Below are 14,543 nucleotides of genomic sequence, written 5' to 3'. Positions count from 1 at the left end.
TTTTTATGTATGTATGAATATGGAGAAATTAAAAAAAGTAGTAGTTACTGGTATTGGTTCTATTACCCCGATAGGAAATAATGTAAAAGAATATTGGATTTCTCTTATTAATGGAAAAAGTGGATGTGCTCCTATCACTTATTTTAATACTAAAAAATATAAGACTAAATTTGCTTGTGAATTAAAAAATTATGATCCGAGTCTTTTTTTCAATAAAAAAGAAAGACGAAAATTAGACCCCTGTGCACAATATGGAATAGTTGCTTCTGAAGAGGCCATAAAAAATAGTGGAATTAATTTTTTAAAAGAAAAAAGAGAAAGAATTGGAGTGATTTGGGCTTCAGGAATTGGAGGACTCCTCAATTTGGAAGAATCTATTTCTGATTATGTAAATGGAGGAAGATATCCTAGATTTAGTCCTTTTTTTATTCCTAAAATGCTAATAGATATCACTGCTGGTTTTATTTCTATGAATTATGGCCTTCATGGTCCAAATTACGCAACAGTATCTGCTTGTGCTTCTTCTTCTAATGCGATTGTAGATGCTTATCATTTAATATGTTTAGGAAAAGCAGATATAATGGTTGTAGGAGGTTCTGAAGCTGCTATAACCCAAAGTGGAGTAGGAGGGTTTAATGCTTTACATGCCTTGTCTACTAGAAATGAAGATTATCAAACAGCATCACGTCCTTTTGATAAAGATAGAGATGGTTTTGTATTAGGTGAGGGATCCGGATGTCTTATACTTGAAGAATATAAACATGCTCAAGAAAGAGAAGCCTATATATATGCTGAAATAGGAGGAGTAGGAATGTCTGGAGATGCTTATCATATTACGGCACCTCATCCAGAAGGAAAAGGAATTGTTTTAGCGATGAAGACGGCTATTCAAGATGCAGGAATTAAATGTGAAGAAGTTGATCATATTAATTCTCATGGAACTTCTACTCAGTTGGGAGATCTTGCAGAAGTAAAAGCTATTCAAAAAGTTTTTAATAAAAATATATATAATATAGATATTAATTCTACAAAATCTATGACAGGACATTTATTAGGTGCTGCAGGAGCAATAGAAGCTATTGCTTCTATACTTCCTTTAACAAAAGGAATAATCCCTCCAACTATAAATTTATTTCATATAGATAGAAATATAGATCCAAAAATTAATTTTACTCCAAATAAATCTATAAAAAGAGAAGTAAAAATTAGTATATGTAATACTTTCGGATTTGGAGGACACAATGTTTGTATTTTATTCAAAAAAATAAATGTTGTCTAATACTACTTTTGAAAAAGATGAAGATTCTATTCTAGTCGAAAAATTAATAAATATATTAGGGTTTTGTCCAAAAAACACGAAATTTTTAAAGGAAGTATTCATTTATAGTTTTTCTCCAAAAAGAAAAAATTTGAATCAAAATTATTCTGTTAATTTTCAAAGACTCGAATTTTTAGGAGATGCTGTGTTAAATTCTATTATCTCACATTTTTTATGTGAAAAACTTCCTGATAAAAAAGAAGGAGAGTTAACTCAAATACGATCTAAAATAGTATGCAGAAGAAATTTGAATGATATTTCTAGAAAATTAACTCTTACAGATATTATTTTTAATAAATCAGTCATATCTGATAACATATTGGGAAATACACTTGAAGCTTTAATAGGATTTATTTATTTAGAAATAGGATATCAAGGTTGTAAAGATTTCGTACATCAGAAAATATTGCATACTTATGTAAATATTACGAAGTTGCAAAATGAAATTTTTAGTTATAAAGTATGGATGATTGAATGGTCTCAAAAAAATAAATTTATTATAAATTTTAAAACTTTTAGAGAAATAGAAAATAAAAACATAATTATTTATTTATCTGAGTTGACCGTATTAGAATGTGGAATTCAAGCTGAAGGAAAAGGAACTTCAAAAAAAAAATCGGAGGAGATGGCTGCAAAAGCTGCTTATTTTCTTGTTCAAAAAAAATGTATAAAAAATAATACTTAATAGGATGCTTAATATGCTTAATTTTGATAAAAAAGAAAGAAAATTTCCTCATATAAAAGAGGGAAGTGGGCATCCTTTGATTTTGCTTCATGGGTTAATGGGAGGATTAAGTAATTTTAAAGCTCTTTTAGATTTTTTTCCAAAAAAAGGTTATAAAGTAATTATCCCTTCATTACCTCTTTATAATATGCCATTATTTCTTACAAATATTTCTAGTTTATCTAAATATATTATCCAATTTTTGATGAAAATAGGAATTAAAAAAGCTACTTTAGTAGGAAATTCCCTTGGAGGACATATTGCTTTAATTATAGCAAAAAAAAGAATAGATTTAGTCCATTCTGTAGTTCTTACGGGAAGTTCAGGTTTGTTTGAAAAAGCTTTTGGAGATGCTTTCCCCAAAAGAGAAAATTATGAATATATCAGAAAAAAATCACAAGAAGTATTTTATGATCCTAAAATAGCGACCAAAGAATTAGTAGATGAAGTGTTTCATATTGTCAATGATAAAAAAAGGGGAATTAAAACTTTATATATTGCTAAAAGTGCTATGAAATATAATATGTCTAAAGATTTATCTATTATTCAACAACCTATTTGTTTAATTTGGGGGAAACAAGATCATGTGACTCCACCAGAAGTTGCGGAAGAATTTCATAGATTGTTGCCTGATTCTGAATTACATTGGATAGATAAATGTGGACATGTTCCTATGATGGAACATCCTAAAAAATTTATAGAAATATTAGAAAAATGGCTTTCTAAATTTGATTTTAATCATGAAAATTTTTTCTGTAAAATTTAAAGGAAGTTCAAGAAGGATCAACATGTTGATTGATGATTTTCCTGAATATGCTTTTGCAGGACGTTCTAATGTTGGAAAATCCAGTTTAATAAATTGCATAACTGGAAGAAAAAAAATAGCTAAAGTTTCTTCTTATCCTGGAAGGACTCAATATATCAATCATTTTTTGATCAATGATCAATGGTATTTGATCGATTTACCGGGATATGGATTTTTTTCAGAAAAAAAAAATAAAAAAAAAACACAAAAATTAATTGTAGATTATATTTTTCATAGAAAAAATCTTGTTTGTTTATTTCTGTTAATAGATTCTAGATATGTGATACAACAAATAGATTTGGATTTCATGCAAAGATTAAACAGTACAAAAATAAATTTTTGCATTGTTTTTACAAAAATAGACAAATTAAATCATCAATTTATTGAAAAAAATATTTCTTTTTGTATCGAAAAAATTGAAAAAAACGGTTTAATTATGCCGGTATGGTTTAAAATTTCCGCAAAGAAAAAATATGGAAGAGATAATATTATTAGATATATTAAAAAAAAACTAAATGATTTTTATCAATCCTGTAAACAAAAACTAATTATTCCTAATTCATAGGATTTTAAACCAAAACCAAAAATAGTTCCTTTACACACTGGAGAAAGGAATGATTTTTTTCTGAAAGATTCTCTTGAATGAATATTGGAAATATGAATTTCTATAACCGGAGCTGGTATAGATTTGATTGCATCAGCAATTCCTATAGAAGTATGAGTGTAGGCACCTGCATTCAATACAATACCATCCGATTGAAATCCTAAAGAATGCAAAATATCTATAATTTTACCTTCACTATTATTTTGATAGTAAATAATTTCTATATTAGAGAAAAGTTTTTTTTTTCTTATCTTATTAAGATAATCTAGAAAATTTTCAGTTCCGTATAATTCTGGTTCTCGTTTTCCTAAAAGATTCAAATTAGGACCATTTACAATGGTTATTTTTTTCATGTTATTATATTTTTTACTTCTTTTTGATTTAAAAAGCACCAGTTCCCTACTTGAATATTTGTTTTGGAGAATCCACCAAAACAGACTCTGTCCAATTGAATGACTTTATAATCTAATTTTTTAAAAATGCGTTTAATAATTCTATTCCATCCGATATATAATCCTATTTTAATTTTATTTTTTGAATGACTTTTATTTACAAAAATCACTTTAACCCTTCCTTCTTTTAAATGAATTTTTCCTTTTCTGATTTTATCTAAATCTTCATTTTTAATTTCTTTGTTTAATGAAACATGATATGTCTTTCTGACATTATATTTTGGGTGAGTTAGTTTTTCAGCTAGAAATCCATCATTTGTGAGAAGCAAGACTCCAGTAGTCGAATAATCTAATCTTCCTACGGGAAAAATTCTGTATTTAGAAAAATTTGGAATTAAATTCATTACTGTTTTTCTGTTAAATGGATCTTTTGTTGTAGTGATAAAACCTCTGGGTTTATTAAGTAATATATAAATTTTATTTTGAATTTTAATTTTTGATCCATGACATTTTACAATATCATTTGTATGAATAATAGTCCCTAATTTATAAATAGTTTTTCCATTAACTTCTATAGAACCAGATCTAATAAGTTTATCGGCTTTTCTTCTGGAAGAAACTCCTGCATTAGATAAGTAATGATTTAGTCTAATTTTATTATGATGCATAGAAAATTAAAAATTAAAAACGAAAGAGGACTTCCATTGTATATTTTTCCAATTTTATTTTCGAAAGGTCATAATTTGGAGTAAATCCCAAAATAAATCCTCCTCCTCCAGATCCACACAATTTTAAATAATGAATATTATTAAATATTCCTTCTTTCCATATTTTCCGGAAATTTTTTGGAATCATAGGACGAAAATGATGAAAAACCCAAGTAGAAAGTTTTTTAACATTTTTTAATAAAATTTTGAAATCTTTTTTTAAAAAAGATTCAATACATTTTTCATTGTATTTTATAAATTCTTCTCTTAGAATTTTCTTGAATTTATCATGTTTTAATTTTCCAAAGAAAAATTCTATCATAGAAGAAGTTTTTCTAGGAACTCCAGAATTTAATAAAAAAACAGCTCCTTCTCCTTTGTTTTTTTTGGGAAGTCCGATTATGGATATATCTGTTTCTGAACGAATAAGTAGAGGCAAATTTAAATAGCAAATCAAAGGATCTATTCCGGAGCTTTTTCCATGAAAAAAAGATTCCATTTGACTAAATATTTTTTTCAAAATTATTATATTTTCATTTTTCAAAAATTTTTTGAATTTATCTTTTGCATATTTGTCATAAATGGCTGCAACTAATGCTCCAGAACTTCCTATTCCATATCCCTGAGGGATATTTGAATGAAAAGATAACCCTCTTTGTATATCTAAACGTAGTTTTTTTAGATCTAATTTTGTTAAAATTAGTTTTTTTTTTCTAAAACAGATAAAAAATTATAATATTTTTTAATTTCATGATTAGAACATAAAATATCTTTATTAAGTACAGAATTAAATTTTAAAGTTCCTTTATAAAAATTGTGAGGGATAGAAAGGCCACTTGAGTTTTCTAGAATTCCATATTCTCCAAATAACAAAACTTTTGCAGAAAATAAAGATTCTTTCATATTATTTTTTTTCTTTTTTAGGAAACAAATTTAATAAAAACTGAATTAATTTTTTTTAAATATTTAATTTCGTAATTTTCTTTTAGTTTTTTTAAGAAAAATTAAAATGAAAATAGCCGTATATGGACAGAAATTTGGAGAAAAAAATATACCATATTTAAATCAGTTCATAGGCTATGCATGTAGTCATTCAATAGAAATTCATATTGAAAAATCATTTTTTGATGTTTTGTCCTCTTTTGAGAAATTTAAAAATTTAGATTTTCCTGTATTTTCTCATTATAAAGAATTAACTAAGGATTTCAGTTTAATGTTTACTTTTGGAGGGGATGGAACTATTTTATCTGCTATCACATTGATCAGGGATTCTGGAATCCCTATAGTTGGAGTAAATACAGGAAATCTCGGTTTTTTGGCTACTTTCAACAAAGATGTATTTATTCAAAAAATAGATCAAATTTTCAATAAAAAGCTTCATATAATGCCTAGAAGTTTATTGTGGTTGAAAACTTCAAGAACTGATCATCATCAGTTTTTTAATTTTGCCCTAAATGAGATTGTGATTCTTCGCAAGGAAACAGTTTCTATGATCACCATAGATGCTTATATTGATAATGAATTTCTAACTTCTTATTGGGCGGATGGATTGATTATTTCGACTCCGACTGGATCAACTGGATATTCTTTGAGTTGTGGAGGTCCTATTATCAGTCCTGATAATAAAAATTTTGTTCTTACACCTATATCTCCACATAATCTATTTTCACGTCCACTAATTATATCAGATCATCAAAAAGTTCATTTGAAAATACATAGTCGTGTTAAATCTTATTCTTTATCTATGGATACTAGACTTACTTCTCTAAATAAGGAGAATGAATTGTATATTCAAAAAGCTCCCTTTTATATTTATCTTCTTCAGGAAGGAAAGAATACTTATTATAAAACATTGCGAGAAAAACTTTTATGGGGAATGGATCAAAGAAATTGAATGTAAAAAATCTTTATTTTTTATTTATATCTTTGTCAAAGATGTATTTATGATTTTTTATGGAAAATTTATTAAAAAAAATAGATCATAATAATATTCCTCATCATGTAGCTATTATTATGGATGGAAATGGTCGTTGGGCCGAAAAAAAAGGAAAATTAAGAACATTTGGTCATGAAAAAGCAATACAATCAGTAAGAGAAACTATAAACGGATGCAAAGAATTGAGAATTCCTTATATGACTTTATATGTGTTTTCTTATGAAAATTGGAATAGACCAAAGAAAGAAATAGATGATTTAATGCGTTTATTTCATACGAATTTAAAAATTCATTTAAAAGAAATTCATGAGAAAGATGTGAAAATTATTACAATAGGAGAAATTGAAAGATTTTCCGAAATTATTCAAAAAGAACTATTTTTTTTCATGAAAAAAACCAAACATAATACATCAGGAACCTTGATACTCGCACTAAGTTATAGTGCTAGAAGAGAAATTTTAAGAGCAACGAAAAACATTGCTAAAAAAATTTGCGATGGTTTATTTTCATTAAGAGATATAGATGATTCTATTTTTCAAGATCATTTATACACTAAAGATTTACCAGATGTCGATTTAATCATCAGAACTAGTGGAGAACAACGTATTAGCAATTTTTTGCTTTGGCAGTCTGCTTATGCAGAACTGTATTTTACAAATATTTTGTGGCCTGATTTTCGAAAAAAAGATTTCTTTGAAGCCATCATCAATTATCAAAAAAGAAAACGTCGTTTTGGAAACGTTGAATAAATTTTTGCATTCATGAAAAAAAACATTTTTCTAAGAAGCATTTTTTATTTATTAATATTAATGATAATGCAAATACAACAAGGTTACTCTTCTAAAGAAAATTTTAATATTTCAATAAATCAAAATTCAAATTCCGTTGTTAAATCAGTTCATGTAATGGGAAAAACAAAATATGATAGTCATTTTATTTCCGATTTATCTGGAATTTATTCTGGAGATTTAATTGATTCTTATGGAATAGATAATGCTATCCAAAAATTGTGGAAAAGCAATCTGTTTAGAAATATATCTATTTATAAAAAAAATGTATCTAAAAATGAAATAGATATATTTTTTGAACTGGAAGATTTAATAGAAATTCATGAAGTTAAAGTAATAGGAATTAGAAAAGAACAATTTCCTAATATAAAGAAAATTAAATCTGGAGATAAAATTTCTGATGATTTTATTCAAATTATAAAAAACGATATTCAAGAGTATTACAGAAAAAAAGGATATAATGAAATTAATATAAAAAATGAAATAATCAGAGAAAACAATAAAAATATATTATATTTTTTTGTTGATAAAGGAAAAAAAATTGAAATCGAAAAGATATTATTTGAAGGGAACAATGTGATTAACGATAAAGAATTGATCAGTCTAATGATCAAAACAAAAAAAAGTTTTTATATTCCAATTGTAGAAAAATCTACTTATCTCTTTGTTCAAGAGAATATAGGAAAAGATTTAAAGAATATCGCAGAGAAGTATCAATCTATGGGTTTTATTGACATTCAAGTATTATTAGATTCTGTTTGGAAAGAAAAATCTGGAAATTATGGAATGAAAATAAAAGTGATTGAGGGGAATAGATATTATTTAGGAAATGTAGATTTTTTAGGAAATAAAAAATTAAAAACAAATTATCTAAAAAAAATTTTTTTCTACAAAAAGGGAGATATTTACAATAAAATTGAAATTGAAAAAAATATTTTAAATACTTATTTTCCTTCCAGCATTCTATATACTTATTTAGATTTAGGCTATTTATTTGTTAATATAATTCCGATAGAAAAGAGAATCATAGACAATAAAATAGATTTGGAGATAAAAATTACAGAAAATCAACCTGTATATATAAATAAAGTTGAAATATTAGGGAATTCAATAACTAAAGATCATGTAATTAGAAGAGAATTAAAAACTTATCCAGGGGATTTGATTTCTCCTAAAAATATGAAATATAGTTTATTAAATTTGGAAAATTTAAATCTTTTCGAAAAAGTACATTCTGAAATTAAGCCAAATCAAGAAAATAATTCTGCAGATATAGAATGGCATGTTGTAGAAAAAAATACTAATGAATTTCAATTTCATGGAGGATTTGGAGGAAAAGATTTTAAAAAAATTATTGGATATTTTAAGTTAAACTTTGGAAACTTTTCTTCTAAAAACTTTTTTAAATGGAAATTCTGGAATCCTATTCCTCAAGGAGAGGGGCAAAAATTAGTTATTTTTAGTCAATTAGGAAAAGATTTTAAGTCTTATGGGTTTTCTTTCACAGAACCTTGGATAGAAAAAACAAATCCGACATCCCTAACTTTGAAAGGAGATTATTCAACAAAAAAAATCAAAAAAGAGGAAGATTTTTATTTTTTATCTCAAATATATAAAAATGCTAAAATAGAAGAAAAACAATCTTTAGAAAAAATAGGAATTTCTGTTAACTTAAATAAGTTTTTAACTTTTTTAGATCCTTATTCAAAAATTTTAACATCTATAGATTACGATAAATTTATTTACGATATTAAAGAAATCGATTCGTATCAAAAACATAAATTTCATAATCTTAGCTTTTTAATTTCGTTACAAAGACTTTCTACTGAACCCGATATCATATTTCCATTTAGAGGATCAAAAATACAATTGAATAATATATTCACTCTTCCATATTCTATAATTTTAAAGGAGAATGATCAAAATAAAATGAAATGGATGGAGTATTATAAGTTGAAAATAATTTTTCTCTGGTATAAAAAAATTATAGAAAATATGGTATTAAAAATAGGAGGAGAATTTGGATATCTAGGAAAATATGATGATTCAAAAGAATTGTTTCCATTTCAAAAATTTTATATAGGGGGAGTCCAAAATAATTTGTTTGGATCAAAATTAGAAGATAGAGATCATATTCCTTTAAGGGGGTATTCTTTTCTAACAAAGAATTTTAGATATTCAATTCCAAGTTCTGGAGGAGTCATTTACAATAAACTTATTTTGGAAATGCGTTATTTAATTAAGGATTTTTCAAATTTAAAAATTTGGACTACTTTTTTTATGGAAGGAGGAAATGTCAGCGATTCTTATAAAAACTTTCATCCATTCACAATGAATAAATCTTTTGGATTTGGATTTCGTTTATTCTGGAATCCAATAGGATTTATAGGAGTGGATTTTGGATACCCTCTAGATATTGCAGATAAAACTCAATCAAAATGGAGAACTCATTTCATTATAGGAAAAGATTTGTAATTAACAAAATATAAAAATCATATGGAAAAAAATACAGTTTTTTATTTTTTATTATTTTTCTTTTTATTTGGATATTCATACTCTTATTCTAAAGAATGTCAACAAAAAATAGTTTGTCTTAATAGTATGTTTATTATAGAAAAAATGCCAGAATTTTCTACTGCTCAGAGAGAATTAGATAGGATTAGTAAAATGCATGAGAATATACTAGATAAATTAGCAAAAGAATTTCACAAGAAAGCAGAAAAATTTCAAAAAAATAGAAATCCAATTCTTAAAAAAGAACTAGAAATTTTGCAAGCAAGAGCTCATGCATATCAAAAAACAGCATCTGATGATTTAACTAAAAAACAAAATAAATTATTAAATCCTATATATAGGAGAATAGAAAATGCAATTCATAAAGTAATAGAAAAAGATAAAAATATTATAAGAGTTGATGATTGTAGTCCTGGAAAAGGAGTTTTGTTTAATAAAGGAAAAGATATAACAGAGGAAGTTAAAAAAGAATTAGGAATATAAAAGGTGGTATCTCCCGGAATCGAACCGGGGACACAAGGATTTTCAGTCCTTTGCTCTACCTACTGAGCTAAGATACCATGCAAACAAAAATACAATAATAAGTAATAAATCAAAAAGTTACACAATCATATTTTTTTTGTTAATTTCGTTTATTTTTTCTTGCAAAAAAGAAGAATTTTTAATAAAAAAAAATAAAATAAAAATTCCTAAAAGAATTTTCATTAAAACAAGTCTTTTATACAAAGAAAATGGTTTACTGAAAACTTTCATGTATTCACCTCTCATAAAAGAATATACTTATTACACCTTATTTCCAAATGGTTTTTGTTTGTTTATTTATGAAAATAATACCAATAAATATACTTATCTTAAAGCTGATTGGGTTAAATCAATTGGAAAAATAATTTATCATATTAAAGGAAATATTAAAATTATGAATTCTAATGGATACTTTGTGAAAACTGAAGAAATTTTCTGGAATAGAAAACAGAAAAAAATATTTAATGAAAAGTATACAATGATATATAATTCAGATGGAACTATATTACATGCAATAAATGGAATAGAAGCTTCTGAAAATTTCAAAAAAATAAAATTAAAAAATATTAGTGGGACTTTACCTTTGATTTGATATAATATGATTTTTCATATTAGTATAGTTTTTATTACTATACTTATATCTGCTTTCTTTTCTGGGATGGAAATGGCTTTAATTTCTTCTAGTCTATTTCAAATAGAATTGGAGAAGAAAAGAGGATCTTTTCGTTCTAAAATTCTTTCTAAAAGCATTAGTAATCCTAAAAAATTTATAACTACAATGCTAATTGGAAATACCATATCTTTAGTCATATATGGGATTTATATGGGAAAATTATTTTTTTCGATTTTACCAAAAGAATTTTTGGATAATTCTTTATGGATAATTTTTTTAGAAACGGTTTTTTCCGCTACTATTATTTTAATTATTGGAGAATTTATTCCTAAAATAATATTTAGTGTATATTCAAATGAATTATTGAGTTTATTTATTGTTCCCGTATATATTATATGTAAAATTTTTTCTCCTATTACTAACTCTGTTATTTGGATTTCTAATGTTTTTCTAAAAATTTTAGGAGAAAAAGAAAATAATAAAAAAAAAATTTTTGATAAAGAAGATTTAATCTATTTCCTATCAGAGAATATGGAAAACAATATTAAGGGAAAAGATCTTATAGAATCTGAAATTGAAATTTTTCATAAAGCTTTGGATTTTTCAGAAAAAAAAGCACGAGAGTGTATGGTCCCTAGAAAAGAAATAGTTTCTTCTAATTTTACATTTTCTTCTGTGGATAATATTCGTAATCTTTTCACAGAAAGTGGATTATCTAAAATAGTGATTTATAAAAATAATATAGACAATATTATAGGATACATTCATTATTTAGAACTTTTGAAAAAACCAAAAAATATTGAATCTTTAATTAGATCTGTAGAATTAGTTTATATTACCACACCTGTGAGAGAGATCATGGATCTTTTAATTAAAAAAAAGAGAAGCATAGCTATAGTTTTAGATGAATATGGAGGAACGGCAGGTATGATAACTATAGAAGATATTCTAGAAGAATTTCTTGGAGATATAAAAGATGAGCATGATGAAAATATTTTATTAGATAAAAGATTAAATGATTACGAATTTTTATTTTCTGCACGTTTAGAAATCGATTTTATTAATGCTAAGTATGATTTAGATCTTCCAAAATCCGAAAAATATGAAACTTTAGGAGGATTGATTGTGACTTATACAGGAAATATTCCTAAATATGGAGAGAAAATTGTCATTAATAAAAATTTTTTTATTGAAATTAAAAAAGTATCTAAAAATAAAATAGAAGAAGTTTTTCTTAAAAAAAATCTTGACTTAAAATGAGTTTTTTAGAAAAAATCAGAAAAAAAACGTGGTTAATTTTCTTATTTATAGGGGTTTTTTTAGTATTTTTTGTATTAGATCCTAATATTTTGTTAAAATTTTTTTCTGAAAATTCTAATGTGATAGGAAAAGTCAATGGAGATAATATTTTTCTCAAAGAATATTTTGAAAACATTCAATTTTTGAAACGATTTCGTGAATCAGAATCTGATTCATCATTAAAAAATGATGTTTGGAAATTGTTAATTCATGAAAAAGTATTAACCCAACAAGCGGAAAAATTAGGAATACAAAGCACAAAAAAAGATTTTTGGAAAGCTATAGAAAAACAATCTATATATAGTCAAATTCCTGAATTTCAAAATGAAAATGGAAAAATGGATCTAGATAAATTTAGATTATATTTAAAAAATTTAGAAAAATTATCTAATAAAACTCCTCAATTTGAAGAAGAAAAAAATATTTGGTCTTATGAGAAAAATAATATTATAAAAAGAATTGTTGCAAAAAAATATGTAGAAATGTTGATGTATGGATTGAATACTTCTTTTATAGAAGCTGAATTAAATTACAGAAATAAAAATTATTTTTCTATCATTGATTATGTTTTGATTCCTTATTCAGAGATAGAAAAAAGATATAGACCAATAAAAAATTATGAGATTTATGATTACATTAAAAAGAACAAATTTGTTTATAAAACAGAAAATTTAAGAAATCTTAGTTTCGTTATTTTACGTTCTCATCCATCTTTGAATGATGAGAAAAATATGGATGATAAAATCAGTAAGTTATTTAAAAAATTTAAATCTTCTGATCATCATTCTATGATTGTTTCTAATCAATCTGAAAGACCTTTTGATTCTAATTTTTATTTAAAAAAAAATCTTCCTCCTATTTTCCAAAATTTTGTTGAAAAAAAGAATAAGATTGGAAGCATGTTTGGTCCTGTGAAAGAAAACAATATTTATATTATGGCTAAATTAACTGGAAAAAAAATGGTATACAATTCTGTTTTATCCAGTCATATATTGATTTCGCACGAAAAAGCTATACGATCTTCTAATCATAGAACAAAAAAAGAGGCTGAAAATCTAGCAAAAAAAATATACAATATTGTTAAAAAAAGTCCTTCTCAATTTGATTCTTTAGTTATGAAAAAATCTGATGACTTCATTAATGCGAAAAAAAATAAAGGAAGTTTAGGATGGATGAAATACGAAGAACAAAATGATGTAAAAAAATTCGATATTTTTTCGTCAGAAAACAAAAAAGGAATAATAATTTTTACTGAAACTAAATTTGGATATCATATTATCCGAATAGAAAAACAAAAAGAATTACAGCCTGTATATCAATTTTCTATAATCATAAAAACACTTATTCCATCAAAAAAAACGGAAGATATACTTCATAAAAATGTTGTTCAATTTGTGAAAAAAAATAAAAATTCCAATTTGAATACATTTATTAATAATGCAAGAAAAAAAAGATACGAAACTATATTTCTAAAAACAGTAAAAAATCATCAATGGAATATCCATGGATTAAATACTGAATTAGATAAAGAAATCATAAATTGGTCTTACCAAAAGAATAGAAAAAAAGGAGATCTTAAAATTTTTTACACTTCAAACAGAGATTACATTATAGTATTTCTGTCTGAAATTCAAAAAAAGGGATATCCTATTGAAGAAATAAAAAATAATTTGATTCCTTTATTAATGAATAGAAAAATATTTATTGATTTTTCTAAAATGATAAATAATTCTAATAGTTTAGAAAATATAGCTATTCATTTTTCTAAAAAAATCAATAAATATTGTCAAATTAATTTTTATGATTCTATGATTGGTGAATACAAAGAGCCTAAAGTAGTAGGATATGCTTTTTCTTCAAAATTATACAAAACTTCTAAACCCATATTAGGGAAGAAAGGGGTTTTTTTTGTAAGATCATTAAAACGTTTTAACACATCTAGAAAACCTTCTTATTTTTCTTCTGAAATAGAATTTTTAAATTCTGACTTAAGGAGAAACGTTTTAGAAAAATTAGGAGATGTCTTAATTGGAAAATCAAGAATTAAAGATTATAGAAAAAATATTTAGCGTTTAACAGAATAAGGGGGTATATTTTTCTTTTTTTTTTTTTCTTTTTGAAAAATAGAAGTTTGTTTTTTTTGATCATCCTGCATAAGAATTTCATTTTTTATTTTTTCCTTAGCATTTTTTAAATATCGGATCCCTTCTCCTAACCCACGAGCTATCTCCGGTATTTTTTTCGGTCCAAAAACAATAATAGCTATTAAAATGATAAAAAAACTTTCTTCAATACTAATAAATAAAAAATTTTTCATTTCC

Annotated in this window: 15 protein-coding genes, 1 tRNA gene and 1 pseudogene; 11 read left to right on the top strand and 6 right to left on the bottom strand. The window is 24.9% G+C overall.

The annotated features are described in order from the left end of the window. The first annotated feature begins 19 nt into the window (after nt 1-19). From fabF to yihA, 4 genes are read left to right on the top strand one after another with little or no spacing between them, the layout of a single operon-like run. Entirely contained in the window at nt 20-1,279 is a 1,260-nt protein-coding gene (gene fabF / locus H0H47_RS02810) for a beta-ketoacyl-ACP synthase II (RefSeq protein WP_185865965.1), read from the top strand. Next, a complete protein-coding gene (locus H0H47_RS02805; protein ID WP_185865964.1) occupies nt 1,269-2,003 on the top strand; it encodes a ribonuclease III family protein in 735 nt (244 codons plus the stop codon). The genes fabF and H0H47_RS02805 overlap by 11 nt, the downstream gene beginning before the upstream one ends. Nucleotides 2,004-2,016: 13 nt before the next feature. Beyond that, nucleotides 2,017-2,808 (top strand): alpha/beta fold hydrolase, encoded by a 792-nt coding sequence (locus tag H0H47_RS02800; protein WP_185866314.1) that lies wholly within the window; start codon nt 2,017-2,019, stop codon nt 2,806-2,808. Then, nucleotides 2,783-3,412 carry a ribosome biogenesis GTP-binding protein YihA/YsxC gene (yihA, locus tag H0H47_RS02795; protein ID WP_185865963.1) on the top strand — a complete coding sequence of 210 codons (630 nt, stop codon included), beginning with the start codon at nt 2,783-2,785 and terminating at the stop codon, nt 3,410-3,412. Before H0H47_RS02800 ends, yihA begins: the two co-directional genes overlap by 26 nt. On the opposite strand, the gene aroQ is transcribed toward yihA, so the two are convergent. The 3 genes and pseudogenes from aroQ to H0H47_RS02780 all read right to left on the bottom strand — a co-directional run bounded on the left by aroQ (nt 3,373) and on the right by H0H47_RS02780 (nt 5,453). Then, nucleotides 3,373-3,804, bottom strand: a complete 432-nt coding sequence (aroQ, locus tag H0H47_RS02790) for a type II 3-dehydroquinate dehydratase (RefSeq protein WP_185865962.1) — start codon at nt 3,802-3,804, stop codon at nt 3,373-3,375. The two genes, yihA and aroQ, sit on opposite strands and share 40 nt — an antisense overlap. Beyond that, a complete protein-coding gene (locus H0H47_RS02785; RefSeq protein WP_185865961.1) occupies nt 3,801-4,511 on the bottom strand; it encodes a pseudouridine synthase in 711 nt (236 codons plus the stop codon). The genes aroQ and H0H47_RS02785 overlap by 4 nt, the downstream gene beginning before the upstream one ends. Nucleotides 4,512-4,524: 13 nt before the next feature. Beyond that, a pseudogene (locus H0H47_RS02780) lies at nt 4,525-5,453 on the bottom strand (mevalonate kinase family protein). A gap of 106 nt (nt 5,454-5,559) precedes the next feature. On the opposite strand from H0H47_RS02780, the gene H0H47_RS02775 reads away from it, so the two are divergent. From H0H47_RS02775 to H0H47_RS02760, 4 genes are read left to right on the top strand one after another with little or no spacing between them, the layout of a single operon-like run. Then, nucleotides 5,560-6,444: an NAD kinase gene (locus H0H47_RS02775; protein ID WP_185865960.1), complete on the top strand. Its 885-nt coding sequence runs from the start codon at nt 5,560-5,562 to the stop codon at nt 6,442-6,444. Nucleotides 6,445-6,503: 59 nt separating this feature from the next. After that, nucleotides 6,504-7,235, top strand: coding sequence for an isoprenyl transferase (locus H0H47_RS02770; protein ID WP_185865959.1), 732 nt, complete (start codon nt 6,504-6,506; stop codon nt 7,233-7,235). Nucleotides 7,236-7,247: 12 nt separating this feature from the next. Then, the gene (locus H0H47_RS02765) at nt 7,248-9,749 is read left to right on the top strand and encodes a BamA/OMP85 family outer membrane protein (RefSeq protein ID WP_185865958.1); all 2,502 of its coding nucleotides are present in this window, start codon (nt 7,248-7,250) and stop codon (nt 9,747-9,749) included. 21 nt (nt 9,750-9,770) lie between these two features. After that, on the top strand, nt 9,771-10,271 hold the full coding sequence (locus H0H47_RS02760) for an OmpH family outer membrane protein (protein ID WP_185865957.1): 501 nt from the start codon (nt 9,771-9,773) through the stop codon (nt 10,269-10,271). A 4-nt stretch (nt 10,272-10,275) separates the two neighbouring features. On the opposite strand, the gene H0H47_RS02755 is transcribed toward H0H47_RS02760, so the two are convergent. Together H0H47_RS02755 and H0H47_RS03160 are read right to left on the bottom strand one after the other, a co-directional pair. Continuing rightward, a tRNA-Phe gene (locus H0H47_RS02755) sits at nt 10,276-10,348 on the bottom strand. Nucleotides 10,349-10,388: 40 nt separating this feature from the next. Continuing rightward, nucleotides 10,389-10,541: a hypothetical protein gene (locus H0H47_RS03160; protein ID WP_238785082.1), complete on the bottom strand. Its 153-nt coding sequence runs from the start codon at nt 10,539-10,541 to the stop codon at nt 10,389-10,391. On the opposite strand from H0H47_RS03160, the gene H0H47_RS02750 reads away from it, so the two are divergent. From H0H47_RS02750 to H0H47_RS02740, 3 genes are read left to right on the top strand one after another with little or no spacing between them, the layout of a single operon-like run. Continuing rightward, the gene (locus tag H0H47_RS02750) at nt 10,540-10,902 is read left to right on the top strand and encodes a hypothetical protein (protein ID WP_238785081.1); all 363 of its coding nucleotides are present in this window, start codon (nt 10,540-10,542) and stop codon (nt 10,900-10,902) included. The genes H0H47_RS03160 and H0H47_RS02750 overlap by 2 nt on opposite strands. Nucleotides 10,903-10,908: 6 nt before the next feature. Continuing rightward, on the top strand, nt 10,909-12,183 hold the full coding sequence (locus H0H47_RS02745; RefSeq protein ID WP_185865955.1) for a hemolysin family protein: 1,275 nt from the start codon (nt 10,909-10,911) through the stop codon (nt 12,181-12,183). Continuing rightward, nucleotides 12,180-14,291, top strand: coding sequence for a SurA N-terminal domain-containing protein (locus H0H47_RS02740; protein WP_185865954.1), 2,112 nt, complete (start codon nt 12,180-12,182; stop codon nt 14,289-14,291). Before H0H47_RS02745 ends, H0H47_RS02740 begins: the two co-directional genes overlap by 4 nt. Here the strand turns inward: H0H47_RS02740 and H0H47_RS02735 are convergent. Then, on the bottom strand, nt 14,288-14,539 hold the full coding sequence (locus tag H0H47_RS02735) for a Sec-independent protein translocase subunit TatA/TatB (protein ID WP_185865953.1): 252 nt from the start codon (nt 14,537-14,539) through the stop codon (nt 14,288-14,290). The genes H0H47_RS02740 and H0H47_RS02735 overlap by 4 nt on opposite strands. Nucleotides 14,540-14,543 lie beyond the last annotated feature (4 nt).

This window comes from Blattabacterium cuenoti (assembly GCF_014252075.1).
GTDB classification, from domain to species: Bacteria; Bacteroidota; Bacteroidia; order Flavobacteriales; family Blattabacteriaceae; genus Blattabacterium; species Blattabacterium cuenoti_AC.
This window is presented reverse-complemented; position numbering and strand designations above follow the sequence as displayed.